Raw genomic sequence first — 25140 nt, 5'->3', positions numbered from 1 at the left:
ACCGTCCGTCTCTACTTCAAATTAACGACCGTCCGTCTCTACTTCAAATCTAACGACCGTGCGTCTCTATTTCATATTAACGGCCGTGCATATCTATTTCATATTAACGGCTCCTGAGTCTTGCGACGGGACACCTAAATTAGAATTATTTTTCAACGGCTTAAAACCAATGACCAGCATGTCATCGACCTGTTCATTTTCTCCATTCATCCATTCTTCAATTTTTTGATGCAGAATGGACTTCTGATCCGGAAAAGAAAGACGATGAATATTCAACAGCAGTAACCGGAATCTCCTGTATTTGAATTTTTTATGATCGGGGCCTCCAAACTGATCGGGCAAACCGTCGGAAAAGAGATAAATAACATCATCTTCCTTCAGCATTATTTCTTTATCGGTAAAAACGGGTGATTCGCCGTCTTTTAAATATCCGACGGGGAATCGGTCACCTTTGTAACTGTAAATTTCATTATCTCTGATTAAGTAGAAACCGTTATATGCGCCTGAAAACTCTAATTTTTTATTTTTCCGGTCAATCACGATCATAGACATATCCATGCCGTCGCTGATATTAAATTCGGAAGACTCGGAAGTCTGTTCCCGATGAAGCGTACGAAGGAGTTCACTATTCATAGCTTTCAGAATCCCGGAAGGTGATTCAACGCCCTGAATTTCAACAATGTTTTTCAGGAGGTCTAAACCTATAATCGACATAAAAGCCCCGGATACACCGTGGCCTGTACAGTCGACAGCTGTCACAAAAATTTTCTCACCTTTCTCAAGAAACCAGAAGAAATCGCCGCTTACAATATCTCTTGCTCTTAAATAAACAAAAGACTCGGGGAAAATATGCTGAAAAGAAGCCTCGGAAGGAAGCATTGCCCTCTGTATTCGACGTGCATAATTAATACTGTCTGTCAAACTGCGATTTATCCGGGTAAGAACCTCGCGCTGTGCCTCAATTTGCTTTTTATTAACTGTTTTTTCCTGAAGTTCCTTGTTTGCCTTCCGGTAATGCCGAATACGGTAATTGATAAAAAGATGGATGACAAAAATGAGTGTAAAAACATAAAATGCAATAGCATAATTTGACATCCAAAGCGGGGGATGCACGATAATCTCCATTTCGAGAGGATCGTTATTCCATGTAAAATCATTATTCGAAGCAATGATTTTCAGAGTATAATCCCCCGGCAGCAAGTTGGAAAAAGAAACTTTATTTTCGGAAGTGACGGGTCTCCAGTCGGGATCGTATCCCTGCAGAAATACTTTATATCTGTTTTTCGAAGGCTGCGTGAATTCAAGGCCTGAATACTCAATTTCAACACTTGTAAAAGGTCTGTATTTTATCTCCAATTGTTTGCAATTGGGCCAATAAACATCTGTATCATCCCCTCTTTGCGTAACCTTGATATTTGTCAGAGCAATTAACGGTTTGGTAAGATTGTAGTCAATTGAGTCGGGATGGAACCAGCATAAACCTTCGGTGCTTCCAAAGAACAAAGTCCCTGCGCGATTCTTAAAAACACTGTTATTATTGAAGACGTACCCCGGTAGGCCGTCAACAGTATCAAAATTATAAACCGTTCCATCCGGATTGAGACAGGATATTCCTTTATTTGTTGAAACCCACGTACGATTGGTATTGTCTGATATTACAGCTTTTATCATATCGTTATCCAGTGCCGAATTGCCTTGAATAAGCTGTGGATAAAATCCGGGAGATACCACCTCCCAAACACCCGATCTGGTGCCCACCAATATCTTTCCATGATAGGACAAACTGATTGACAAGACCGAGGTCCTTAACCTAACGCCATTTCCTCTGATAAACGGCAAACTTCTTATTCTTTTGCTGTCACGCTCCAGATAGTTTAAGCCATCTGAAGTGCCAATCCATAAATTCCCTTCCTCATCAAGGCAAAGAGCATTGATATGATCACTTAATAAACCTGTTGAATCCCTCCTGTTTGAAAAATAACTGAACACATTTCTGCCATCAAACCGGTATAGACCAAAACGGGTTCCAATCCACAAATTACCGTCAAAATCGTTTTGAAGCGCATAGATGTGATTTTTTTTAAGAAGATTTTCAACGCCAAATTCAAGTCCGTTCTCAAACTCTACAAACTTGTCGCCAACAGCTTCGTAATAAAACAATCCGCAATTGGTACCGGCCCACAGTCTTCCCGAATTGTCTTTATACAACTCGTATACAGCAAAAGGCCCTGCAGGGGTATCATTTCCACATTGGATAAAATAGTTTCGCACCATCTGGGTTTTAGGATAATACCTCAGGATGCCGGAATCGATTGTCCCGAGCCAAAGACTTCCATCCTCTTCCTGACAGACACTTTGAAAATTGCAGGAAGTTAAATCGCCCTGAACAAGCGTACTGTTACATGAAAAGGCGTGGAATTTGGGTGGCGACAGATTAATTTTAAACACTCCGTTAAAACGGCTTCCGGCCCATATAATACCCGACCGGTCTTTAAGAACTGTTGTAATATGATTATTTATTTTCCTTCCCCGGGGATCAGGGAAGTTCATTCTGCGCCCCGTTTTTGAATTTATTACTTCTATGCCCCGGTTGGTTGCGGCAAAAACAGAACCATCCCCAAAATATAGCAATTCATTTATTGTCAAATCCTCGCTATCGGACGAAAAAGAAAACTCCTGGTCAAACAAAACACTATCCCCTATTTGCACCAATTTCAACCCTGTTGACGAAGCCACCAAATATTTGTCTGAGGCTGGCGGGCAAGGCAATATATCGTATATGGCCGACTGACAGGAAAAACCATCATCGGAACGGTCAGAAAAACGTGTAAAATGCCTGTTCAGGATATTAAATCTGTTCAGGCCATCCTTGGTTCCTACCAGTAAGGAAGTATCGGATTCCTGAATCAGTGGTGCCCTCGATATTTCAGTTACATTAAATACATTGCTGAAATGTCCGTAATTCTCAAAACCACCTGCTTTTCCTTTATATAAAGAGAGATAAGTTTGTGTCTTTACCCATAACCGGCCTTGATTATCAACCAGTAATCCAAAAACTGTATTTTCGGGGAGAGAATTTATCGAATCGGGGTCTGCAAGAAAACAGGAAAATTCTCCGGTTGAATAGTCAAGCTTGTTAAGGCCGCTGTTCCTGGTACCTATCCACAAGTCATTATTTTCATCCTGAGTGATGGCAATGATGTGATTCCCGGAAATTGAGTTCTCGTCCGAAGGGTCATGTCTGAATGTTTTAAATTCATATCCGTCATAACGGTTCAGACCATCCTCAGTTCCAATCCACAAAAAGCCAAAACTATCCTGAAATAGCACAGTTACAGAATTATTTGAAAGACCTTCCCTGATAGTAAAATCAGGTATCTCACCACTACTCCCGGCAAAAGCAGTGGTAAAGTGAAAAATCACCAACAGCAATAACAGAGTCGGGTATGTAGATGTTTCTTTCACAGGATAATGGTTTGGTATTAACTAACAACTTCGCAATATAGCCAATATATTACTACTACAGATTAGTTCATGAATCTTATTCATGAGTGCAGTATAAAAAGCATATTTGTTTGTCAAAATCAAGGCGTTTTAAATTTTTGTACCGGAGTTAACTTGTTGTTAATGAGGATTCAAAAATTTAAAACAACAACGAGTTTGGCAACAAAGATGGTTTTTATACCGGGCTCATTCATAAAGAAGGCCATTGCGAAAATATAAAAAACAAAATTAAAAAATCCGGTAATGCTCATTAAAAAAGCACTACCGGATTTTCACCAATTTTAGATGTTTGGTTATTTCGTTTCAGCGGCCGGGTTATTAAATCCAACTTTTTCCATAAACCATTCCAGGTTCTGCGATTTGGGTCGTTCAATAGGAAGACCGTACAATCTGTCCCATATCAACTGAGCGAGTACACCCAATGCCCTGGAAACTCCAAAAAGCATGGTATATACGGGATACTCTGTAATACCATAGCTCGATAACAAACTACCGGATATAGCATCGACATTAGGCCATGGATTTTTCACTTTTCCTGTCCGCCCCAAAATATCCGGGACAACCTCGTAAACCTGTTTGACCAGCTTAATTAAAGGTGCTTCTGGAATATATTTATTGGCAAAATCGAGTTGAACAGTAAAACGGGGATCGGTTTTACGCAAAACAGCATGCCCATATCCGGGTATAACTCTTCCCGAATCAAGCGTTTTTTGGGCATATTCACGAACCTGTTCCGTGGTAGGGGAGTCAGTACCCAACTCATCCATCATCCGCTGAAGCCAGTTCATAACATTCTGGTTGGCCATACCGTGAAGCGGGCCTGCCAGACCGTTCATCCCGGCAGAAAAGCTGTAATAAGGGTTAGATAGTGCCGAGCCCACAAGATGTGTGGTATGTGCCGAAACATTACCGCCTTCATGATCGGCATGTACCACCATATACAACCGCATCAGTCGCTTTACCTCCTCGCTGTCGAACCCCATCATGTGGGCAAGATTTCCTGCCCAGTCAAGCGAAGGGTCGATATCAATATACTGCTCATCGTGAAAACCCCGCCTGTAAATATAGGCCGCAATCACCGGCAAACGACTGATCAAATCCATTACCCCTTCATACATCGGGTCCCAGTAATCCTTTTTATCCATTCCTGCAAGATAGGCGCGCCGAAAGTGAGATTCGGTGCTCATAGCCAAAATAGCAGCGTTAAACTGAATCATTGGATGAGCACTTTTTGGCAATGCATTAATCACATCAAATGCATGTGGTGGTATGTTTTGAGCTCTTTGGGCCCAGGATTCACTAAGAAACTTCACATCATCTTTCGTGGGAAGCTCTCCAAGCAACATCAGATAAAAACAGTCCTTCGGGTAATGGTTCTCCATCTTCATTAATTTTGGGAAGTTTTTCACGTAATTCGGGAATTGAATACCCTCTGAAACGGATTCCTTCGTCAGGGTCGAGTTTCGAGGTACAGGTAAGCAATGAGACCACACCTCTCATCCCGGAAAACACTTGATCGAGGGTAACTTCCTGAATAACCTTGTCGCCATGTTCCTTCTGGATTTTTTTTACCAATTCGGCCTGGGGCCTTCCAATGGTGATGAGTTTTTCTTTAATATAATCCATATTCTAAAAAATTATAATTATTTAAATTGGTTGATTCGGCAATAAAGAAATAAGAAGTCAAAACCTGCTAATCAAACAAAAAAAAATTAAAATTGTTCTGTGGCTCCGGTTAAGACAAAAAAGCCGGACAGGGAAATTCCACTGTCCGGCCTTTTTATGTTAGAAAGGTATAGTTATTAAAACGACACAACAGATGTCAAACAAAAAATTTATTTTTTTACAATTTTCTTGTATCCATAAACAGCTGCATCGCCAAGCTCTTCTTCAATGCGAAGCAGTTGATTGTATTTGGCCATACGATCCGAACGGCTCAGAGAACCGGTCTTGATCTGGCCACTGTTAGTAGCAACCGCAATATCGGCGATCGTTGCATCTTCTGTTTCTCCGGAACGATGGGAAGTCACAGAAGTATATCCGGCACGGTGAGCCATTTCAATAGCATTCAGGGTTTCTGTAAGCGTACCAATCTGGTTAACTTTAATAAGTATTGAATTGGCAGCACCCATCTCGATACCTTTCCGGAGGTATTCAACATTTGTTACAAAAAGGTCGTCACCAACAAGCTGTACCTTATCGCCAATTTTGTTATTTAAATTGACCCAACCATCCCAGTCGCCTTCATCGCAACCATCTTCAATCGAATCAATGGGATATTTCCCAATCAATTCAGCAAGGTAATCGGCCTGTTCTGCAGAGTTACGCCTGGCTCCGTTTGGCCCTTCAAACCTGGTATAATCGTAAACCCCATTCTCAAAGAACTCTGAAGAAGCACAGTCAAGAGCAATCGAAACCTGACCGCCATCTTCCAGGCGTCCGGGCTTATAGCCGGCATTTTCGATAGCCTTAATAATGCAATTCAAAGCATCTTCGGTACCTTCCAGTTCCGGGGCAAAACCACCCTCATCACCAACGGCAGTACTAAGCCCGCGGTCTTTGAGGACTTTCTTCAACGAATGGAAAACTTCTGCTCCCATACGGAGACCTTCGCGGAAACTCTTAGCACCAACAGGACGGATCATGAATTCCTGGAAGGCAATAGGGGCATCGGAGTGCGAACCACCGTTAATAATATTCATCATAGGAACAGGAAGCGTTACGGCATTGGTTCCGCCGATATAACGATAAAGCGGCAGATCAAGGTATTCGGCAGCAGCTTTGGCTGTTGCAAGAGAGACCCCGAGAATTGCATTGGCACCAAGCTTGCTTTTTGTTTTGGTGCCGTCCATCTGCAGCATTTTATTATCAATTCCTACCTGATCAAGCGAGTTCATTCCAACCAACGCAGGTGCTATAACATTATTGACATTTTCAACAGCTTTAAGAACTCCTTTCCCCAGGTAACGCTTCTTATCACCGTCACGCAATTCAAGAGCTTCATTCTCGCCGGTCGACGCTCCGGAAGGAACGGCAGCCCGGCCAATAATACCGCAGTCGAGGGTTACTTCCACTTCAACGGTAGGGTTACCACGTGAGTCAAGAATCTCACGGGCATGAACATTAGCAATTTGTCCCATAACTTTTTTGTTTTATATCAGTTAATTATCAATTTTCCGAATAATATTGAATATCCGGTTTTTCCGGCCTTCAAATATCATAACATCCTGGCAATTTGTCAAAAAAAAAGGATAAAGCTATAACCCTTTATCCCCTTTTTAAGAATTTTTAAATCAAAAAACCTTAAACCGGTTTATTCTTCTTTCTTTTCTTCTTGTTCGCTATCGGGAGCCTGTTCTTTCGTGGTTTCTGCAGATTCATTTTTCACTTCCTCAGAATTTTCCTCTGAGGCTTTTGGGGAAGAAGAATCTTCCGCAGCAACTCCGGCAGAAGCAGTTTCAGCAGGTGTATCAACCTTGGTTTCAGCTACGGGCTGACCCGTTGACTTTTTACTTCCACCACGGCGTCCCCTTCTGGTGCGTTTTTTCTCGTCACCATCGGATTTGGCCGACAACATGTTTTCGTTATAGTCAACAAGTTCTATATAACAAATTTCTGAAGCATCACCCAGACGATTCCCAAGCTTTAAAATCCTGGTGTATCCACCGGGACGATTGGCCACTTTCTCTGATACATCACGAAACAATTCGGATACAGCTTCTTTGTTCTGCAGATGGCTGAATACAACCCTGCGTGAATGCGTATTGTCGGTTTTAGACTTATTGATCAGAGGCTCCACATACATGCGTAAGGCTTTTGCTTTGGCAACCGTCGTTTTTATTCTCTTATGAATGATAAGAGAACTCGCCATATTGGAAAGCATGGCCTTACGATGAGCGCTCGTGCGGCTTAAGTGATTAAATTTCTTTCTATGTCTCATTTCAATTATTCCTTGTCTAATTTATACTTCGAAATATCCATACCGAAATTCAGTCCCATATTATCCAATAGGTCATCCAGTTCGGTAAGCGACTTTTTCCCGAAATTGCGGAATTTCAGCAAGTCGTTCCGGTTATATTGAACCAACTCACCAAGTGTTTCAACATCTGCAGCCTTAAGACAGTTAAGGGCACGTACAGAGAGATCCAGATCCACAAGTTTGGTTTTCAGCATCTGACGCATATGAAGTACTTCCTCGTCGAATTCATCACTACCGGTCTTTTCTTCAGAATCCAATGTAATTTTTTCGTCCGAGAACAACATGAAGTGATGAATCAATATTTTGGAAGCTTCTTTCAGTGCATCCTTCGGATGGATAGACCCGTCGGTCCGGATTTCCAGAATTAATTTTTCATAGTCGGTTTTCTGCTCTACCCTGAAGTTCTCGACATCGTATTTCACATTACGTATTGGCGTAAAGATAGAGTCAATGGCAATAGTACCAAGTTCCTGGTCGGCGCTCTCATTTTCGCTGGCCGGAACATACCCTCTTCCTTTGCCGATGGTAAGTGTCATTTGAATCTTAACATCAGGGTCCATGTGAGCAATCTCGAGTTCGGGATTAAGCACTTTAAACCCGTTAAGAAATTGTTCGAAATCACCAGCTTTCAGGACTTCCTTACCGGTTATATTAACGGTGATTTTTTCCTGATCGTGGTCTTCAACAGATTGCTTAAACCTGACCTGCTTAAGATTCAGAATAATTTCAGTAACATCATCCACAACTCCCGGAATGCTGGAGAACTCATGGTCAACACCCTCAATCTTCACAGTTGTTATCGCATATCCCTCGAGTGAGGACAACAAGATTCTTCTTAAGGCATTTCCAATAGTAATACCATATCCCGGCTCAAGAGGACGAAATTCGAATCGCCCGAATTTATCGTCAGCCTCGAGCATAATGACTTTGTCAGGTTTTTGGAACGCTAATATTGCCATAAGAATATATTATTTAGAGTACAATTCAACGATCAACTGTTCTTTAATATTTTCGGGTATTTCAGACCTTTCAGGCATATTAAGAAATTTGCCCTGCATGGCACTTTCGTCCCACTCCAGCCATGAATATTTCTGAACACTTGAATTACTTAAAGAAGTATTAATCACTTCGAGCGATTTTGATTTTTCACGAACTCCGACAATCTGGTCGGGTTTGAGTGTATAAGAAGGAATATTAACCACGCTCCCGTCTACAGTGATGTGACGATGCAATACCAACTGCCGTGCAGCAGCACGTGTAGGAGCTATCCCCATACGATAAACCACATTATCGAGTCGGGATTCAAGCAATCCCAGTAAAACTTCACCGGTAATTCCCTTTTTACTTGTCGCCTTCTTAAATAAATTACGGAACTGCTTTTCCAGCAAACCATAAGTATACTTAGCCTTCTGTTTTTCTTTCAACTGTACACCATATTCACTGGTTTTCCGGCGACGGGAATTTCCGTGTTGTCCGGGAGGATAATTTTTCCTTTCGAAATTCTTATCAGGTCCGTAAATGGATTCTCCAAATTTACGGGCGATTTTGGTTCTTGGACCAATATATCTAGCCATTCTACTAAATTTTTGATTTTAAATTTTTGATTTCAAATGATGAATATGACAGCCGCAAGATTATAGAGAGGAGGTTAATAATATAACCCACCATAATTCAAAACCCAAAATCAAAAACTTATGGTTAACAACTAGTTAAACAATTAAACTCTTCTTCTTTTGGGAGGACGGCATCCGTTATGCGGAAGCGGAGTTACATCAACAATTTCTGTAACATCGATTCCACTTGAATGAATCGCACGAATAGCTGATTCACGACCATTGCCGGGGCCTTTCACAAATACTTTAACTTTTCTCAGTCCAAGGTCGTGTGCCACTTTTGCACAATCGCTGGCAGCAATCTGTGCAGCATACGGTGTGTTCTTTTTAGAACCACGGAAACCCTTTTTACCGGCACTGGACCACGAAATCACCTGACCGTTGTTATTGGTCAGTGAGACAATGATATTGTTAAAGGAAGAATGAATGTGGGCCTGTCCCACTGCTTCCACTTTAACAACTTTTTTTCTTTGACTTCCCGTCTTTTTTGCCATAACTCACTAATTATTTCTTCTTGTTAGCAACAGTTTTCTTCTTGCCTTTACGTGTACGGGCATTGTTTTTGGTCGACTGACCATTTACCGGAAGACCGATACGGTGACGGATACCACGGTAACAGCCAATATCCATCAATCGTTTGATATTGAGCTGAACCTGAGACCTCAGTTCTCCTTCGGTAGTAAAACTTGAACTAATGATCTCACGAATTTTTGTCAACTGTTCATCCGTCCAGTCCTTGACTTTGGTATCGCGGTTAACACCGGCCTTATCAAGCACCTTTCCGGCAGTGCTCCGTCCAATACCATAAATGTAAGTCAGAGCAACTTCTCCTCTTTTATGGGTAGGGATATCTACTCCTGCAATTCTTGCCATATTCGAAAATTTTATCCTTGACGTTGTTTAAACTTCGGGTTCTTCTTATTAATCACATACAAGCGTCCTTTGCGCCGTACTATTTTGCAGTCGGAGCTACGCTTTTTAACGGATGCTTTAACTTTCATGTCAATATATCTTTGATTATTTGTACCTGTAACTAATTCTACCTTTCGTCAGGTCGTAAGGCGACATTTCCACCTTAACCCTGTCACCCGGCAAAATTTTTATATAATGCATTCTCATTTTACCGGATATATGGGCCGTAATGATATGCCCGTTTTCCAATTCCACCCGGAACATGGCATTGGACAGTGCCTCGATAATTGTACCGTCTTGTTCTATAGAAGCTTGCTTGGCCATAAGCTGTGTATCTTTTTATTTTTCAGACTGCAAATGTAATACTTCTTCTACAAATTTAAAACTGGATAATATATCAGCTTCATTTTTCCCTACTGCAACAGTATGCTCAAAATGAGCAGAAACCTTACGGTCTTTTGTCCGGATCGTCCAACCATCAGCTTCCTGTACAATGTGTCTTTTTCCAGAATTGATCATCGGTTCAATGGCAATTACCATTCCTTCTTTAAGTTTCACCCCATTTCCTCTTCGGCCGTAATTCGGTACTTCGGGTGATTCATGAAGGTTTTTACCGACACCGTGACCTACCATTTCGCGGACAACAGAGAAACCGTATTTTTCGACATACGACTGAACGGCATATCCAATATCGCCTATTCTTTTCCCTTCTATTGCCTGTTCGATCCCTTGGTACAAAGAGGTTTTCGTTACATCAAGGAGCGTCCGGATTTCTTCATCAACATTGCCCACACAAAAAGTGTAGGCAGAATCACCATAGTAACCGTTAAGTAAAACGCCACAATCAACAGAAACAATATCTCCATCCTTTAACGGGGTGTTGTTTGGAATTCCGTGAACCACCTGATCATTGACCGATGTACAAAGTGAATTGGGAAATCCCCCATAATCCAAAAAAGCAGGAACACCTCCATTATCTCTGATAAACTCTTCTGCAATTTTATCCAGTTTCAACGTAGTAACACCTGGCTCAATCAACCTGGCCACTTCGCCAAGTGTCTTGGCATTCAGCATATTACTTTCGCGAAGTAACTCTATCTCTTCTTTCGTCTTTAAATAAATCATTCCAAATAACCAACCCTTCTATTAATACATTGCGGCACCACCACCGGTGCGTCCTTTTATTCTTCCCGATTTCATTAAGCCATCGTAATGTCTCATCAGCAAATGACTTTCAATCTGCTGAAGTGTGTCTAAAACAACACCAACAAGAATCAGGAGTGATGTACCACCATAAAACTGGGCAAATGTCTGATCTACACCTGCCAACATAGCAAAAGCGGGAAGAATAGCTACGATGGCCAGAAAAATTGATCCGGGCAGCGTAATTTTTGACATCACCGAGTCAAGAAATTCCATTGTTTTCTTCCCTGGTTTCACTCCCGGTATAAATCCGCCGTTACGTTTCATATCCTCAGCCATCTGCTGCGGGTTAATTGTAATAGCGGTATAGAAATAAGTGAAAAGGATAATCAATAAAGCAAACGTGAAATTGTACCAAAATCCGGTAAAATTGGCAAAAGTAGCAGCAAACCCTGTAGCAGCCTCACTTTCGGCAAAACCGGCTACAGTAATAGGTATAAACATAATAGCCTGGGCAAATATAATAGGCATTACTCCGGCAGCATTAACCTTGAGTGGAATATATTGTCTTACCCCACCATATTGCTTATTGCCAACGATCCGTTTGGCATACTGAACCGGCACACGCCGGGTACCCTGTACCAAAAGGATAGTACCTGCAAAAACAAAGAACAAAACGACCAACTCAATTAGCAACATCACCAGACCTCCGCCTTCTTCAAGACGGGAAACGAATTCTGCAACGACAGCAAAAGGTAAACGGGCGATAATACCAATCATAATAATCAGTGAAATACCGTTACCAATACCTTTATCGGTGATCCGCTCTCCCAGCCACATAACAAACATTGAACCGGCTGTGAGAATAATCGTTGAAGTTACTGTAAAGCCCCATCCTGAGGTAGCAAAAGCTGTATCGGGCAATTGTGCATGCAGGTTGGCAATATAACCGGGTGCCTGGAACAACAGTATGACCACCGTCAGGTAGCGGGTAATCTGGTTGATCCTGCGACGTCCGCTTTCACCTTCACGCTGCAAACGTTGAAAATATGGTATAGCAATTCCCAGCAACTGAACAACGATGGAGGCAGAGATATAAGGCATAATTCCCAATGCAAAAATCGAAGCATTGGAAAATGCACCGCCCGAAAACATGTTCAACAGTCCGAGAACACCACTGCTGGTTTGGGCCTCCAGATTGGCCAATTGGTTTGGATCAATACCCGGAATAACAACAAACGACCCCAAACGGTAAATAAGGATAAAACCAAGTGTGGTCAAAATACGGGACTTCAAGTCCTCTATCTTCCAGATATTTCGGATGGTTTCAAAAAACTTCATGAGTATAATTTTCTATATTAACAGACAAACAAAGCCTCTTACGCGTAAAGCGAGCAAGGGGCTGACTCTGTCTATAATTCTTCGGCAGTTCCCTGAGCAGCTTCGATGACTTCCCTGGCTTTCTTCGAAAAAGCATGTGCTTTTATATTCACCTTTGCTTTAAGTTCGCCATCACCTAAAATTTTTACCAGATCATGCTTACCTACAAGACCTGCGTTGTAAAGTACTTCAGGTGTAAAATCCGTTACATTCAGTTTATCAACAAGATATTGAATCGTACGAACGTTAATAGATTTATACTCTTTACGGTTAATATTTTTAAACCCGTATTTAGGTACTCGTCTCTGCAAAGGCATTTGGCCACCTTCGAAACCAATTTTTCTGGAATATCCCGAACGGGATTTAGCCCCTTTATGACCACGGGTAGAGGTACCACCCAGTCCGGAACCCGGCCCGCGTCCAAGGCGCCTCCTGTAGTGGGTAGAGCCTTTTGCTGGTTTAAGATTATGTAATTCCATGATTTATAGCGATAAAACGTTCAACCAAAATTATCTTTCAACACGCACCAGGTGTTTTACTTTTTCTATCATCCCGAGGATATTGGGGGTGTCCTCATGTTCCACGGTACCGTTCAGTTTCTTCAGGCCAAGTGCATCGAGTGTGCGTTTTTGCCGTTTGTTGCATTTGATGCGACTTTTAACCTGGGTCACTTTTATTTTAGCCATTTTAAAGTATTTTATCCGTTAAAAACTTTATCCAGGGTCACTCCGCGTTGTTGTGCAACAGTACGGGCATCACGCATTTCACATAATGCGTTAATAGTAGCCTTCACGAGGTTGTGAGGATTGGCCGAACCCTGAGATTTGGCCAATACATCCGTAACACCTGCACTTTCGAGAACCGCACGCATTGCACCTCCGGCCACAAGACCGGTACCATGGGAGGCAGGTTTCATGAAAATTTGTGCACCACCATATTTTGTGACCTGCTCATGGGGAATGGTTCCGTTAAGAACCGGGACGCGCACAAGATTTTTCTTAGCCGCTTCCACACCTTTGGCAATAGCGGTAGTAACCTCATTGGCTTTCCCGAGGCCCCAGCCTACAATACCATCTTCGTTTCCAACCACAACAATAGCAGAAAAGCTGAATGTACGTCCACCTTTCGTCACTTTGGTAACGCGATTAATAGCTACCAGGCGGTCTTTAAGTTCGATATCGTTATTATTCCTAACTTTTTTAGTATTTCCAGCCATAATGTTTAGAATTTAAGACCGGCCTCTCTTGCAGCATCGGCCAATTGTTTAACTCTACCATGATACAAATAGCCGTTCCGGTCGAAAACAACATTTTCGATTCCGGCTTTCAGGGCTCTTTCGGCAATCAATTTACCAACCATGGCAGCCTTTTCACTCTTATTTCCACTTTGTGAAGCAACATCCTTAACAAGGGAAGATGCTGCCACCAGTGTATTCCCGGATTTGTCGTCAATCAGCTGAACAGAAATTTGTTTGTTGCTGCGGTAAACCGACATCCGGGGTTTTTCGGCGGTACCGGAAATATTTTTCCGCACACGCTTCTTGATTTTCAGTCTTCTATTATGTTTTGAAAAAGCCATATCAAATAACTTATTTACTCAGATTAAACCTTAGCACTCTTACCAGCCTTGCGACGAATTTGTTCACCAAGAAAGCGAACACCTTTTCCTTTGTAAGGTTCCGGTTTACGCAATGACCGTAATTTGGCACAAACCTGGCCCAGAAGTTGCTTATCAGCCGATTCAAGTGTAATCAGAGGATTACTTTTTCTATCGGTTTTAGCTTCTACTTTTACTTCTTTGGGCAACTCAATATGAATGGGGTGAGAATATCCCAGCGAGAGTTCCAGAATTTGTCCGTTATTTTGAGCACGATAACCAACACCCACCAGCTCAAGCTGTTTTTTGTATCCTTCAGATACGCCAATAACCATGTTATTGATGAGAGAGCGGTACAATCCGTGCATGGCCTTGTGCTTTTTCTCGTCTGAGGGCCTTTTCACTTCAATTTTTCCGTCATTAACTTCAACGATCATATCGGGATTAATTTCCTGGTGAAGTTCTCCTTTCGGACCTTTAACGGTGACCACATGATCCTTGACCGTTACGTTAACACCGGAAGGTATGCTGATTGGTAAAATTCCTATCCTTGACATAACTAAAACCTCCTTTTTAATATACGTAACACAAAACTTCACCACCCACTTTTTCATTGCGGGCTTCTTTATCGGTCATTACCCCTTTACTGGTGGATATGATCGCAATACCCAGACCATTAAGAACACGCGGTACCGAGCGATATCCGGTATATTTTCTCAAACCCGGTGTAGATACACGCATTAATTTTTTAATGGCCGGTTCTTTGGAAACGGGATCATACTTCAGGGCAATTTTAATGATGCCCTGCTTACCGTCTTCCATGACCTTGTAGTTAAGGATATAACCTTTATCGTACAATATTTTGGTCATTTCCTTTTTCAGGTTGGAGGCAGGTACCTCCACAACCCTGTGCCGTGCCATGACGGCATTCCTGATTCGTGTCAGGTAATCTGCAATTGGATCTGTCATCTTCTTAAGTTTAAATTGATCCCGAAAACGGGACAATATTTAACACTTACTCTCCTTACCAACTGGCCTTTTTCACACCGGGGATTAATCCGGCAGAAGCCAATTCACGAAAAGTAATCCTGCTAATACCAAACTGACGCATATATCCTTTGGGACGTCCGGTAATTTTGCACCGGTTGTGCTGTCTGACGGGAGAACCATTACGAGGTAATTTTTGCAATGCCTCGTAATCGCCTTCTGCTTTCAGACGCGCCCTTTTTTCCGCGTATTTGGCAATAAGTTTTTCCCGCTTTCTGTCACGGGCCTTCATGGATTCTTTTGCCATATTAACTAATTCTTTTTAAGATTTTTAAACGGTAAACCGAATTCCCGGAGTAAAGCGTACGCTTCTTCATCGGTTTTTCCTGAGGTGACAAAGGTAATATTCATACCCATAATTTTATTCACCGAATCAATATTAATTTCAGGAAAAATGATTTGCTCCTCAACGCCGAGGGTATAATTTCCACGTCCGTCGAGTTTGCTGTTCACACCTTTGAAGTCGCGAATACGTGGTAAAGCAACACGAATTAAACGTTCCAGAAATTCGTACATATTATCGCGGCGCAGTGTAACACTTGCACCGATGGGCATTCCTTTACGCAACTTAAAATTGGAGATGTCTTTCTTCGAGTATCTGGGTACGGCTTTCTGGCCAGTGATTGTTGTCAATTCATTAACAGCTACATCAACTAACTTCTTATCGGCCACAGCATCGCCTACACCCTGATTAAGAACAATTTTCTCCAATCTGGGTACCTGCATCACCGTTTTGTACCCAAACTCTTTCATAAGAGCCGGTACAATTTGTTCCTTATACTGTTTTTCTAATGTCGGTGTATAGCTCATTACTTGATCTCCTCTCCTGATTTTTTAGAATAACGAACCAATTTCCCCTGGTCGTTTCGTCTGCGACCAATACGGGTGGCTTCTCCTGAAGAAGGGTCCTTCAGGTTTAGATTGGAAATATGAATCGGGGCCTCCTTCTTGATGATTCCGCCCTGTGGGTTATCAGAATTGGGTTTGGTATGTTTGCTTACCATATTAACCCCTTCCACGATGGCGCGCTTCTTTTCGGGAAAGACCTCCAGGACTCTTCCTTCCTGTCCTTTGTTGACACCGGCATTGACAATAACGATGTCGCCTTTTTTGACATGTAATTTTCCCATAATTTCTTAACTCTTTAAAATTTAAAGCACTTCAGGCGCCAATGAAACAATTTTCATGTATCCGTCGCGAAGTTCACGCGGTATGGGTCCGAAGATACGTGTACCACGCATCTCTCCCAGGTTATTGATAAGCACACAGGCATTATCGTCAAAACGGATATAAGAGCCGTCGGCGCGCCTGACTTCCTTTTTGGTACGAACGACCACCGCTTTACTAACGGTGCCTTTCTTCATTTCGCTTGAAGGCAGGGCACTCTTAACAGTTACCACGATACGGTCGCCCACCGAAGCATATCTGCGTCCCGTACCACCGAGGACCCGGATACAGAGCACTTCTCTGGCGCCGCTATTGTCGGCAACATTTAATCTGGATTCTTGCTGTATCATGATTACTTAGCTCTTTCAAGGATTTCAACTAATCTCCAACGTTTGGTTTTGCTCAGGGGCCGGGTTTCCATAATCCGGACTGTATCCCCGATATTGCAGGCATCTTCGGCATCGTGCACGTGAAACTTTTTTGTCTTTTTCACAAATTTCCCGTACATGGGATGTTTCTCACGAACTACGACAGCAACAACGATGGACTTGTTCATCTTGTCGCTCACGACAACACCTGTTCTTTCTTTTCTAAGATTTCTGGTTTCCATCTACTTACTGTTTTTCATTTAATTGCTTCTGACGCAGAATTGTTTTCAAGCGTGCAATGTCACGGCGGGTCTGCTTAATCTTCATCGGATTCTCCAGCGGAGAAATGGTATGATTAAGTTTCATGTGAACCAGCTCCTGACCTAAGGTGTCGATGCGCTCCTCAATTTCCTGAGGTGTCATTTCTCTAATTTCAGAACTTTTCATACCGCTTATTCATTTGAAGATTCAACAAAATCCCGACGCACTACAAACTTGGTAGTAACGGGTAGCTTTTGAGCAGCCAAACGCAGGGCTTCTTTGGCTACATCGTAAGGTACTCCGTCGCATTCAATAAGCATGCGTCCGGGTGTTACCGGGGCAACAAATCCTTCGGGGCCACCTTTCCCTTTACCCATCCGAACTTCGGCTGGTTTTTTGGTAATTGGTTTATCGGGGAAAATACGTATCCAGATTTGTCCCTGGCGTTGCATATAACGTGTCACTGCAATACGCGCGGCCTCAATCTGACGACCGGTAATCCATTTCGATTGCAGCGATTTAATTCCAAAAGAGCCGAATGCCAGTTCATGCCCTCTTTGGGCGTTACCCTTCATTTTTCCCTTTTGTTGCCTTCTGTATTTTACTTTTTTTGGTTGTAACATCGTTAATGTTCAATTAAAGGTTAACGAATGACTACTTTCTTCTCTTTTTGAATCCGCCTTTGCTACGGCCACCGCCGCCGGTCTCTTTCACATTGAAGTTGGGTGAAAGATCTGGTTTTCCGTAAATTTCTCCTTTACAAATCCAGACTTTGATCCCAATCAAACCGGTTTTTGTGAGGGCCTCGGCTTTGGCGAAGTCAATATCGGCGCGGAAAGTATGAAGGGGAGTACGACCTTCTTTATACATTTCGGAACGGGCCATTTCGGCTCCGTTCAGACGACCTGAAACCTGAATTTTTATCCCTTCTGCTCCCATTCTCATTGTGGAAGCTATGGCCATTTTAACAGCACGGCGGTAGGCAATACGCCCCTCGAGTTGTCGTGCAATGTTATTGGCCACGATAAGGGCATCCATTTCAGGACGCTTCACTTCGAAAATATTGATCTGTACTTCTTTATCGGTAATTTTTTTCAACTCCTCTTTCAGCTTGTCCACCTCTTGCCCGCCTTTACCGATAATAATACCCGGGCGGGCAGTATAAACGGTAATGGTAACAAGCTTGAGTGTGCGCTCAATCACGATCCGTGATACACTGGCCTTGGCCAGACGAGCATTGAGGTAATTACGTAGCCTGGAGTCCTCCAACAGCTTATCGCCGTAATCTTTCCCACCGAACCAGTTGGAATCCCATCCGCGGATAATTCCTAATCTGTTACTTATTGGATTTACTTTTTGTCCCATCTAGCTCAATTTAATTTTCCTGATTTTCTAACTTACTGTCAACCTTAATGGTAACGTGGTTCGACCGCTTACGAATGCGGTGTGCACGTCCTTGTGGAGCTGGTCTTAATCTTTTTAATATCCGACCTGAGTCCACATAAATCTCTTTGATGTAGAGATTGGCATCTTCCAGCCGAACGTCCTCGTTTTTTTCTTTCCAGTTGGCTATGGCTGACAACAAAAGTTTCTCAACACGACGGGAGGCCTCCTTGGTGGAAAACTTCAGGACGTCAAGTGCCTGATTTACTTCCATTCCCCGAACCATATCGGCCACAAGCCTCATCTTACGGGGTGAAGTAGGCACATTGCGAAGCCTGGCCACATATTCCTGTTGCCTGGCTTCCTTTAATTTTTCTGCTCTTATTCTTTTTCTTGCACCCATTTTTTTGTCATTAAAAAATTAGAACTCCCGGGCGATTATCTCTTTTTGTTCCCGGCGTGACCACGGAAGGTACGCGTAGGAGCAAATTCGCCCAACTTATGTCCTACCATATTTTCGGTAATATAAACGGGAATGAATTTATTTCCGTTATGTACCGCAATGGTATGCCCCACAAACTCAGGGGCAATCATCGATGCACGGGCCCATGTTTTAATGACCGACTTCTTGCCGGATTCATTCATTTCTGAAATCTTACGTTCCAGCTTGTAATGAATATAGGGTCCTTTTTTTAACGATCTGCTCATAATTCAAAAACAATTAACCGGTTACTTTTTCCTTCTTTCGAGAATGTACTTGGATGAAGCCTTCTTGCGGTTCCTGGTTTGATAACCTTTGGCAAGAACGCCTTTCCTTGATCTTGGGTGTCCGCCGGAAGCGCGGCCTTCACCACCACCCATCGGGTGATCGACCGGGTTCATAACCACACCACGAACACGGGGACGACGGCCAAGCCAGCGTGAGCGCCCGGCTTTACCCGATTGCTCAAGAGCATGGTCGGAATTACCAACTGCACCAACAGTGGCGCGACAAGTGGTAAGTACCATCCTCGATTCTCCGGAAGGTAATTTCACAACGGCATATTTTCCTTCGCGAGCAGAAAGCTGAGCAAAGGTTCCGGCACTACGGGCCAGTGCACCTCCCTGGCCGGGATGCAGTTCTACATTATGGACAATGGTACCCAGCGGAATATCTCCCAATGGAAGTGCATTTCCTATTTCGGGAGGAATTCCTGTTCCTGACTGCACCTTCTGTCCAACCTGCAACCCGTTGGGTGCAAGAATGTACCGTTTTTCACCATCTTCGTATACCAACAACGCGATTCGCGCACTACGATTGGGATCGTACTGAATGGAATCGACTGTTGCAGGAACACCGTCTTTATTTCGCTTGAAATCGATTACCCGGTACTTCCTCTTGTGGCCGCCGCCGATGTAACGCATGGTCATTTTTCCAGTGTTGTTACGTCCGCCGGACTTTTTGAGTGGCCGCAATAAGGACTTCTCTGGTACATTTGAGGTAATCGTATCGAATGCACCAATAATTTTGTTTCTCTGCCCCGGTGTTGTGGGCTTTAATTTTCTTACTGCCATGTCAATTAAATATTGCTAAAGAAATCAATCTTATCTCCTTCGGCTAATGTTACAATAGCTTTTTTAAAAGAATTGGTACGCCCGCTGATGATACCGCTTTTGGTATAGCGTGATTTCACTTTTCCAGAATAATTCATTGTATTTACACTGGTAACGGTCACGCTATACATCTCCTCCACGGCTTTTTTAATCTCAATTTTATTGGCGCTTTTGTCCACTATAAAGCCGTATCGGTTCAGGGTATCGCCAAGCCAGGTCATTCTTTCTGTTACTATGGGCTTAATAATTACATTCATGACTTAGTTTGTTAAGCGTTAAAATGTTGCGCGATTTCTTCAACCGAACTTTCGGCTAAAACAAGCGACTGGGCATTCATTATATTGTAGGTATTGAGACCTGAAAGCGTAAATACCTGAGTCTTCGGGACATTACGTGATGAAAGATAGACGTTACGATCGATTTCCCTGAAAATCATCAGTGTCTTTTTACCGTCCAGATTAAGATTCTTGCGAATGCTTACAAATTCTTTGGTTTTAGGCGCTTCCAGCTTAAAATCTTCCACTACAACAATGGCGTTGTTCCTGGCCTTATAGGCAAGGGCCGATTTGCGTGCCAGTTGCTTCAGCTTTTTATTCAACTTAAACCGGTAGTCCCGGGGTTTTGGACCGAAAGCACGACCTCCGCCACGAAAGACGGGAGACTTAATGCTGCCGGCACGGGCGGTACCCGTACCCTTTTGTCTTTTAATCTTTCTGGTACTCCCGGCTATTTCTGCGCGCTCTTTTGCCTTATGAGTGCCCTGACGGTTATTGGCCAGATACTGTTTTACATCAAGATAGATGGCATGATCATTGGGCTCAATACCGAAAACAGAGTCGGGCAATTGCACTTTCCTGCCGGTTTCCTGTCCTTGTATGTTAACTACGTTCAGTTCCATTACTTTTCGATAATTAGATATGAACCCTTAGGTCCAGGAACAGACCCTTTAACCATCAACAGGTTATTTTCGGGAATTACTTTAATTACTCTCAGGTTTTCAACTTTAACTCGGTCGCCGCCTGTACGGCCGGCCATTCTCATGCCTTTGAACACTCTGGACGGGAAAGAAGACGCACCCAATGATCCGGGGGCCCTGAGGCGGTTGTGCTGACCATGGGTCTGATCACCTACGCCACCAAAACCGTGACGTTTTACAACACCCTGAAATCCTTTCCCTTTGGAGACCCCGGTGATATCGACAAAAGTATCTTCATCAAAGATATCCACAGTTAAAACATCACCGAGTTTCAGTTCCTGTTCAAAATCTTTCAATTCAACCAGCTTGGCCTTGGGAGTGGTACCAGCCTTCTTAAAATGCCCTTTCATGGGATTGGTGGTACTCTTCTCTCTTTTTTCGTCAAAAGCCAACTGAACGGCTTCATACCCGTCGGTCTCATTGTTTTTGACCTGGGTGACGACGCAAGGACCAGCTTCGATAACAGTGCATGGAATATTTTTTCCCTCGGCACTGAAAACGGAAGTCATTCCGATTTTTTTTCCAATTAATCCTGGCATTGCTTAAAGATTTAAAAATTCAGATCACACTTTAATTTCAACTTCCACGCCGCTGGGAAGTTCCAGTTTCATGAGGGCATCAATGGTTTTGGCTGTTGAACTGTAAATATCAATCAGCCGTTTGTAGGATGCCAGCTCAAACTGCTCACGGGCCTTCTTGTTAACGAAGGTGGAGCGCAAAACTGTAAAAATCCGCTTATGCGTGGGAAGCGGAATGGGGCCGCTAACGACAGCCCCGGTAGTCTTTACCGTCTTCACGATCTTCTCGGCAGATTTATCCACCAAATTGTGATCGTACGACTTCAGTTTGATTCTTATTTTTTGATTCATAATCGTTGATGAGAACTGTTTCTATAATAATTCAACTTTACCTTTTGCCTCTTTTACAACTTCTATGGCAATATTCCTGGCCACTTCTTCAAAATGGCTGAATTCCATCGAAGATGTTGCCCTGCCGGATGAAATGGTTCGTAAAGCAGTCACATAACCAAACATTTCTGCAAGCGGTACTTTAGCTTTGACAACCCTGGCACCGGCCTTGGATTCCATTCCTTCCACCTGACCGCGACGCTTGTTGAAATCAGATATTATGTCGCCCATATATTCTTCGGGAGTAACCACTTCAACCCTCATAATAGGCTCCAGTAATACCGGCTTTGCTTTCATGCAGGCTGCCTTAAACGCCTGACGAGCAGCAATCTCAAAGGAAAGCTGGTCAGAGTCGACAGGGTGGAATGAACCATCAAGCAGTTCAACTTTAAGACTGTCGACATTAAAACCTGCCAGGACTCCATTTTTCATGGCTTCTCTGAAGCCTTTCTCTACCGAGGGAATAAATTCTTTGGGAATATTACCACCTTTTACAAGATCAATGAACTGAAGACCGTCTTTCCCTGCCTCTTCGTCGGCGGGACCGACACGAACAATAATATCGGCATACTTACCACGACCACCGGTCTGTTTCTTAAATACTTCACGATGTTCGACGGTTTTCGTAATGGCCTCTTTGTAGTTAACCTGCGGACGCCCCTGATTACATTCAACCTTGAATTCGCGTCTCAACCGGTCAATAATGATTTCAAGATGCAATTCCCCCATTCCGCTAATCACAGTTTGTCCGCTTTCTTCATCCGTTTCTACACGGAATGTCGGATCTTCTTCAGCCAGCTTTGAAAGCCCGTTACTCAGCTTGTCCATATCTTTCTGACTTTTGGGCTCAACGGCAATACCAATCACAGGATCAGGGAATTCCATAGATTCGAGTGCAATGGGGTGTTTTTCGTCACAAAGCGTATCACCGGTTCTGATGTCTTTAAATCCCACTCCGCCACAAATATCTCCGGCAGATATGACATCTTTGGGCAACTGTTTATTAGACCTCATTTGGTAAAGCCGGGAAATTCTCTCCTTTTTTTGAGTTCGCGAATTCCAAACCTGAGAACCAGCTTCAATTTTTCCGGAATAAACACGCATGAAAGCCAGTCGTCCCACAAAAGGATCGGTGGCAATTTTAAAGGCAAGAGCGGTAAAGGGAGCGTTCTCATCGTGCGGACGAGATTCTACCTTACCGGTATTGGGATTGACACCTTCAATCTCGGCCACATCAACAGGTGAGGGAAGGAAAGCAACAATGGCATCAATCAATCGTTGAACACCCTTATTTTTGAAAGCCGAGCCACAAAGCATGGGCACTACCTTCATATCAATAGTAGCCTTTCGCAAGACTTCAATCAGCTGCTCTTTTGTGATGGAATCGGGATCTTCAAAGTAACGTTCCATCAGTTCATCATCGTACTCTGCCACAGACTCGATAAGCTTTCCACGCCACTCTTCAACCTCATCGGCCATATCGGCAGGTACATCCTGGAGTGCATAATTTGTTCCCAAAACATCGTCGTCGAACCATACAACAGCCTTGTTTTCAATCAGATCGACGACGCCCCGGAAGTCATCTTCGGCTCCAATAGGGATCTGAACAGGTACCGGATTGGCACCAAGAACCTCTTTCACCTGACGAACCACTTCAAAAAAGTTGGCGCCGGAACGGTCCATTTTGTTGACGAAGCCCAGGCGGGGTACACCATATTTGTTGGCCTGACGCCACACTGTTTCTGATTGAGGTTCAACCCCTCCTACAGCACAAAATACAGCAACGGCACCATCGAGTACCCTGAGTGAACGTTCTACTTCAACAGTAAAGTCAACGTGGCCGGGGGTGTCAATAATATTAATTTTATATTCTTCGTTGTTATATTTCCATTGAGTGGTAATGGCAGCGGAAGTAATGGTAATACCTCTCTCCTGCTCCTGCTCCATCCAGTCCATCGTAGCAGAACCATCGTGCGTCTCACCAATCTTGTGGGTCATACCGGTATAAAACAGAATCCGCTCGGTAGCGGTTGTTTTTCCGGCATCAATGTGAGCCATAATTCCGATGTTTCTGGTATATTTCAAGTCTGCCTTTGCCATAATATTAAGGTATCCTCTTCTTTATTTAATTAAGTTTAAAATCTAAAATGAGCGAACGCACGGTTGGCTTCAGCCATCTTGTGCATATCTTCTTTTCTTTTGAAGGCTCCGCCTTCCTGGTTATATGCCGCAACAATTTCAGCAGCCAGCTTTTCGGCCATTGACTTACCACTGCGCTTACGGGCATAAGCAATCAGGTTTTTCATACTGACCGACACCTTTCTGTCGGGACGGATCTCCGTGGGAACCTGAAATGTAGCCCCACCAACGCGGCGACTTTTGACCTCTACTGCCGGGGTAATATTTTCCAATGCCTTTTTGAATACCTCGAGTGGTGATTTACCTTCTTTCTCTGCTTTGTCTGCAATACGATCCATAGCATCATAGAAAATACCGTATGCAACAGACTTTTTACCATCGAACATCAGGTTATTTACAAACTGAGTTACCAAAGTGTCATTAAACTTTGGATCGGGAAGAATAATTCTCTTTTTTGGTTTACTTTTTCTCATCTCTTCTTTTTGTTTATTAGCCTTTTTATTGGCTGTATCCGTGTCTTCAACGACCCATGGTCATTTACTCAACCTTTGTTTACAAACCAAATAAACAAAACCAAACTGTGAAACATTAATTACTTTTTAGGACGTTTAGTTCCATACTTGGATCGACGCTGAGTCCGTCCTTCAACGCCTGATGCATCCAATGCTCCCCTGACAAGGTGGTAACGAACACCCGGTAAATCTTTTACCCTGCCACCGCGTACAAGAACAATAGAGTGCTCCTGAAGGTTATGACCTTCACCGGGGATATAGGCGTTTACCTCTTTTCCGTTGGTCAATCTCACACGAGCTACTTTGCGCATGGCTGAGTTCGGTTTCTTAGGTGTTGTTGTGTAAACCCTCACACAAACACCACGACGTTGCGGACAAGCATTTAATGCAGGCGACTTACTTTTATCAACCTGTTTCTTCCGTCCTTTCTTTACTAACTGATGAATTGTTGGCATATATACAACTATTTTAAACTTAAAATACTCTTTTAAAATGGGTTGCAAAGGTAGTGTTTTTCAATTAAAATCTCATTGATTCTCAATATTTTTCACCTCTTTGCACAAAAAAGCGGTGCAAAAGTACTAATTTTCAATTGAAAAATCCTAACAACACCTGACTTTTTATTGTAAAGAATTGGTGAGCCCGGAATTTAACCTTAA

The 25140-nt window shown here is 43.1% G+C and carries 37 protein-coding genes; all 37 read right to left on the bottom strand.

The features are described from left to right. Window positions 1–93: 93 nt before the first annotated feature. The 37 genes from ATH1_RS0101545 to rpsL all read right to left on the bottom strand — a co-directional run bounded on the left by ATH1_RS0101545 (window position 94) and on the right by rpsL (window position 24936). On the bottom strand, window positions 94–3465 hold the full coding sequence (locus ATH1_RS0101545; RefSeq protein WP_010416638.1) for a ligand-binding sensor domain-containing protein: 3372 nt from the start codon (window positions 3463–3465) through the stop codon (window positions 94–96). 332 nt (window positions 3466–3797) lie between these two features. Next, window positions 3798–4886: a citrate (Si)-synthase gene (locus ATH1_RS18755; RefSeq protein WP_245531680.1), complete on the bottom strand. Its 1089-nt coding sequence runs from the start codon at window positions 4884–4886 to the stop codon at window positions 3798–3800. Continuing rightward, window positions 4819–5130 carry a citrate synthase family protein gene (locus ATH1_RS22100; protein WP_245531679.1) on the bottom strand — a complete coding sequence of 104 codons (312 nt, stop codon included), beginning with the start codon at window positions 5128–5130 and terminating at the stop codon, window positions 4819–4821. Before ATH1_RS22100 ends, ATH1_RS18755 begins: the two co-directional genes overlap by 68 nt. A 209-nt stretch (window positions 5131–5339) precedes the next feature. After that, complete coding sequence (gene eno / locus ATH1_RS0101530; RefSeq protein ID WP_010416633.1) at window positions 5340–6644, bottom strand: phosphopyruvate hydratase; 1305 nt, start codon at window positions 6642–6644, stop codon at window positions 5340–5342. Between the two features lie 173 nt (window positions 6645–6817). Then, on the bottom strand, window positions 6818–7444 hold the full coding sequence (gene rplQ, locus ATH1_RS22690; protein WP_029163901.1) for a 50S ribosomal protein L17: 627 nt from the start codon (window positions 7442–7444) through the stop codon (window positions 6818–6820). A gap of 5 nt (window positions 7445–7449) precedes the next feature. Further along, on the bottom strand, window positions 7450–8442 hold the full coding sequence (locus ATH1_RS0101520; protein WP_010416628.1) for a DNA-directed RNA polymerase subunit alpha: 993 nt from the start codon (window positions 8440–8442) through the stop codon (window positions 7450–7452). Between the two features lie 9 nt (window positions 8443–8451). Continuing rightward, entirely contained in the window at window positions 8452–9057 is a 606-nt protein-coding gene (gene rpsD / locus ATH1_RS0101515) for a 30S ribosomal protein S4 (RefSeq protein WP_010416625.1), read from the bottom strand. A gap of 143 nt (window positions 9058–9200) precedes the next feature. Beyond that, window positions 9201–9590: a 30S ribosomal protein S11 gene (gene rpsK / locus ATH1_RS0101510; protein WP_010416623.1), complete on the bottom strand. Its 390-nt coding sequence runs from the start codon at window positions 9588–9590 to the stop codon at window positions 9201–9203. Between the two features lie 10 nt (window positions 9591–9600). Continuing rightward, window positions 9601–9969 (bottom strand): 30S ribosomal protein S13, encoded by a 369-nt coding sequence (rpsM, locus tag ATH1_RS0101505; protein ID WP_010416620.1) that lies wholly within the window; start codon window positions 9967–9969, stop codon window positions 9601–9603. 11 nt (window positions 9970–9980) lie between these two features. Then, a complete protein-coding gene (gene ykgO, locus ATH1_RS20285) occupies window positions 9981–10097 on the bottom strand; it encodes a type B 50S ribosomal protein L36 (protein ID WP_010416616.1) in 117 nt (38 codons plus the stop codon). Window positions 10098–10113: 16 nt separating this feature from the next. Beyond that, a complete protein-coding gene (infA, locus tag ATH1_RS0101500) occupies window positions 10114–10332 on the bottom strand; it encodes a translation initiation factor IF-1 (protein ID WP_010416614.1) in 219 nt (72 codons plus the stop codon). A gap of 15 nt (window positions 10333–10347) precedes the next feature. After that, complete coding sequence (gene map / locus ATH1_RS0101495; RefSeq protein ID WP_010416609.1) at window positions 10348–11133, bottom strand: type I methionyl aminopeptidase; 786 nt, start codon at window positions 11131–11133, stop codon at window positions 10348–10350. A 21-nt stretch (window positions 11134–11154) separates the two neighbouring features. Beyond that, window positions 11155–12492 (bottom strand): preprotein translocase subunit SecY, encoded by a 1338-nt coding sequence (gene secY / locus ATH1_RS0101490; RefSeq protein ID WP_010416606.1) that lies wholly within the window; start codon window positions 12490–12492, stop codon window positions 11155–11157. Window positions 12493–12563: 71 nt separating this feature from the next. Continuing rightward, on the bottom strand, window positions 12564–13010 hold the full coding sequence (gene rplO, locus ATH1_RS0101485) for a 50S ribosomal protein L15 (RefSeq protein WP_010416605.1): 447 nt from the start codon (window positions 13008–13010) through the stop codon (window positions 12564–12566). A 30-nt stretch (window positions 13011–13040) separates the two neighbouring features. Beyond that, on the bottom strand, window positions 13041–13217 hold the full coding sequence (rpmD, locus tag ATH1_RS0101480) for a 50S ribosomal protein L30 (protein WP_010416602.1): 177 nt from the start codon (window positions 13215–13217) through the stop codon (window positions 13041–13043). 11 nt (window positions 13218–13228) lie between these two features. Further along, window positions 13229–13747 (bottom strand): 30S ribosomal protein S5, encoded by a 519-nt coding sequence (gene rpsE, locus ATH1_RS0101475; RefSeq protein ID WP_010416599.1) that lies wholly within the window; start codon window positions 13745–13747, stop codon window positions 13229–13231. A gap of 5 nt (window positions 13748–13752) precedes the next feature. Then, window positions 13753–14109 (bottom strand): 50S ribosomal protein L18, encoded by a 357-nt coding sequence (gene rplR, locus ATH1_RS0101470; RefSeq protein WP_010416598.1) that lies wholly within the window; start codon window positions 14107–14109, stop codon window positions 13753–13755. A gap of 23 nt (window positions 14110–14132) precedes the next feature. After that, entirely contained in the window at window positions 14133–14684 is a 552-nt protein-coding gene (gene rplF / locus ATH1_RS0101465; RefSeq protein ID WP_010416595.1) for a 50S ribosomal protein L6, read from the bottom strand. A gap of 16 nt (window positions 14685–14700) precedes the next feature. After that, entirely contained in the window at window positions 14701–15096 is a 396-nt protein-coding gene (rpsH, locus tag ATH1_RS0101460) for a 30S ribosomal protein S8 (RefSeq protein ID WP_010416592.1), read from the bottom strand. A 55-nt stretch (window positions 15097–15151) separates the two neighbouring features. Next, window positions 15152–15421: a 30S ribosomal protein S14 gene (rpsN, locus tag ATH1_RS0101455; protein WP_010416590.1), complete on the bottom strand. Its 270-nt coding sequence runs from the start codon at window positions 15419–15421 to the stop codon at window positions 15152–15154. A gap of 5 nt (window positions 15422–15426) precedes the next feature. Continuing rightward, the gene (gene rplE, locus ATH1_RS0101450; protein ID WP_010416586.1) at window positions 15427–15984 is read right to left on the bottom strand and encodes a 50S ribosomal protein L5; all 558 of its coding nucleotides are present in this window, start codon (window positions 15982–15984) and stop codon (window positions 15427–15429) included. Next, the gene (rplX, locus tag ATH1_RS0101445; RefSeq protein WP_010416583.1) at window positions 15984–16304 is read right to left on the bottom strand and encodes a 50S ribosomal protein L24; all 321 of its coding nucleotides are present in this window, start codon (window positions 16302–16304) and stop codon (window positions 15984–15986) included. Before rplX ends, rplE begins: the two co-directional genes overlap by 1 nt. 21 nt (window positions 16305–16325) lie before the next feature. Next, complete coding sequence (gene rplN, locus ATH1_RS0101440; protein WP_010416581.1) at window positions 16326–16691, bottom strand: 50S ribosomal protein L14; 366 nt, start codon at window positions 16689–16691, stop codon at window positions 16326–16328. 2 nt (window positions 16692–16693) lie between these two features. Then, window positions 16694–16951, bottom strand: coding sequence for a 30S ribosomal protein S17 (rpsQ, locus tag ATH1_RS0101435; protein WP_010416579.1), 258 nt, complete (start codon window positions 16949–16951; stop codon window positions 16694–16696). Window positions 16952–16955: 4 nt separating this feature from the next. Next, complete coding sequence (gene rpmC / locus ATH1_RS0101430) at window positions 16956–17156, bottom strand: 50S ribosomal protein L29 (protein WP_010416576.1); 201 nt, start codon at window positions 17154–17156, stop codon at window positions 16956–16958. 5 nt (window positions 17157–17161) lie between these two features. Beyond that, window positions 17162–17593 (bottom strand): 50S ribosomal protein L16, encoded by a 432-nt coding sequence (gene rplP / locus ATH1_RS0101425; RefSeq protein ID WP_010416574.1) that lies wholly within the window; start codon window positions 17591–17593, stop codon window positions 17162–17164. Between the two features lie 31 nt (window positions 17594–17624). Further along, window positions 17625–18335: a 30S ribosomal protein S3 gene (gene rpsC, locus ATH1_RS0101420; RefSeq protein ID WP_010416572.1), complete on the bottom strand. Its 711-nt coding sequence runs from the start codon at window positions 18333–18335 to the stop codon at window positions 17625–17627. Window positions 18336–18345: 10 nt separating this feature from the next. Then, window positions 18346–18756 (bottom strand): 50S ribosomal protein L22, encoded by a 411-nt coding sequence (gene rplV / locus ATH1_RS0101415; protein WP_010416570.1) that lies wholly within the window; start codon window positions 18754–18756, stop codon window positions 18346–18348. A 35-nt stretch (window positions 18757–18791) separates the two neighbouring features. After that, complete coding sequence (gene rpsS, locus ATH1_RS0101410) at window positions 18792–19061, bottom strand: 30S ribosomal protein S19 (protein ID WP_010416567.1); 270 nt, start codon at window positions 19059–19061, stop codon at window positions 18792–18794. 21 nt (window positions 19062–19082) lie between these two features. After that, window positions 19083–19907 carry a 50S ribosomal protein L2 gene (rplB, locus tag ATH1_RS0101405; protein ID WP_010416564.1) on the bottom strand — a complete coding sequence of 275 codons (825 nt, stop codon included), beginning with the start codon at window positions 19905–19907 and terminating at the stop codon, window positions 19083–19085. A 5-nt stretch (window positions 19908–19912) separates the two neighbouring features. Then, window positions 19913–20203, bottom strand: a complete 291-nt coding sequence (gene rplW / locus ATH1_RS0101400; protein WP_010416561.1) for a 50S ribosomal protein L23 — start codon at window positions 20201–20203, stop codon at window positions 19913–19915. Window positions 20204–20214: 11 nt separating this feature from the next. Continuing rightward, on the bottom strand, window positions 20215–20844 hold the full coding sequence (gene rplD / locus ATH1_RS0101395; RefSeq protein WP_010416558.1) for a 50S ribosomal protein L4: 630 nt from the start codon (window positions 20842–20844) through the stop codon (window positions 20215–20217). Further along, window positions 20844–21461, bottom strand: a complete 618-nt coding sequence (rplC, locus tag ATH1_RS0101390) for a 50S ribosomal protein L3 (protein WP_010416555.1) — start codon at window positions 21459–21461, stop codon at window positions 20844–20846. Before rplC ends, rplD begins: the two co-directional genes overlap by 1 nt. Before the next feature lie 24 nt (window positions 21462–21485). Continuing rightward, complete coding sequence (gene rpsJ / locus ATH1_RS0101385) at window positions 21486–21791, bottom strand: 30S ribosomal protein S10 (RefSeq protein WP_010416554.1); 306 nt, start codon at window positions 21789–21791, stop codon at window positions 21486–21488. Between the two features lie 21 nt (window positions 21792–21812). Then, window positions 21813–23930, bottom strand: a complete 2118-nt coding sequence (fusA, locus tag ATH1_RS0101380; RefSeq protein WP_010416552.1) for an elongation factor G — start codon at window positions 23928–23930, stop codon at window positions 21813–21815. Between the two features lie 35 nt (window positions 23931–23965). After that, entirely contained in the window at window positions 23966–24442 is a 477-nt protein-coding gene (gene rpsG, locus ATH1_RS0101375) for a 30S ribosomal protein S7 (RefSeq protein ID WP_010416551.1), read from the bottom strand. Between the two features lie 119 nt (window positions 24443–24561). Then, window positions 24562–24936, bottom strand: coding sequence for a 30S ribosomal protein S12 (gene rpsL, locus ATH1_RS0101370; RefSeq protein WP_010416549.1), 375 nt, complete (start codon window positions 24934–24936; stop codon window positions 24562–24564). Window positions 24937–25140: the final 204 nt, after the last annotated feature.

Origin of the sequence: Anaerophaga thermohalophila DSM 12881 (assembly GCF_000191885.1) — a bacterium.
Taxonomy (GTDB): domain Bacteria; phylum Bacteroidota; class Bacteroidia; order Bacteroidales; family Marinilabiliaceae; genus Anaerophaga; species Anaerophaga thermohalophila.
The sequence above is the reverse complement of the archived record's forward strand: the minus strand, read 5'-3'. Positions and strand labels throughout refer to the sequence as shown.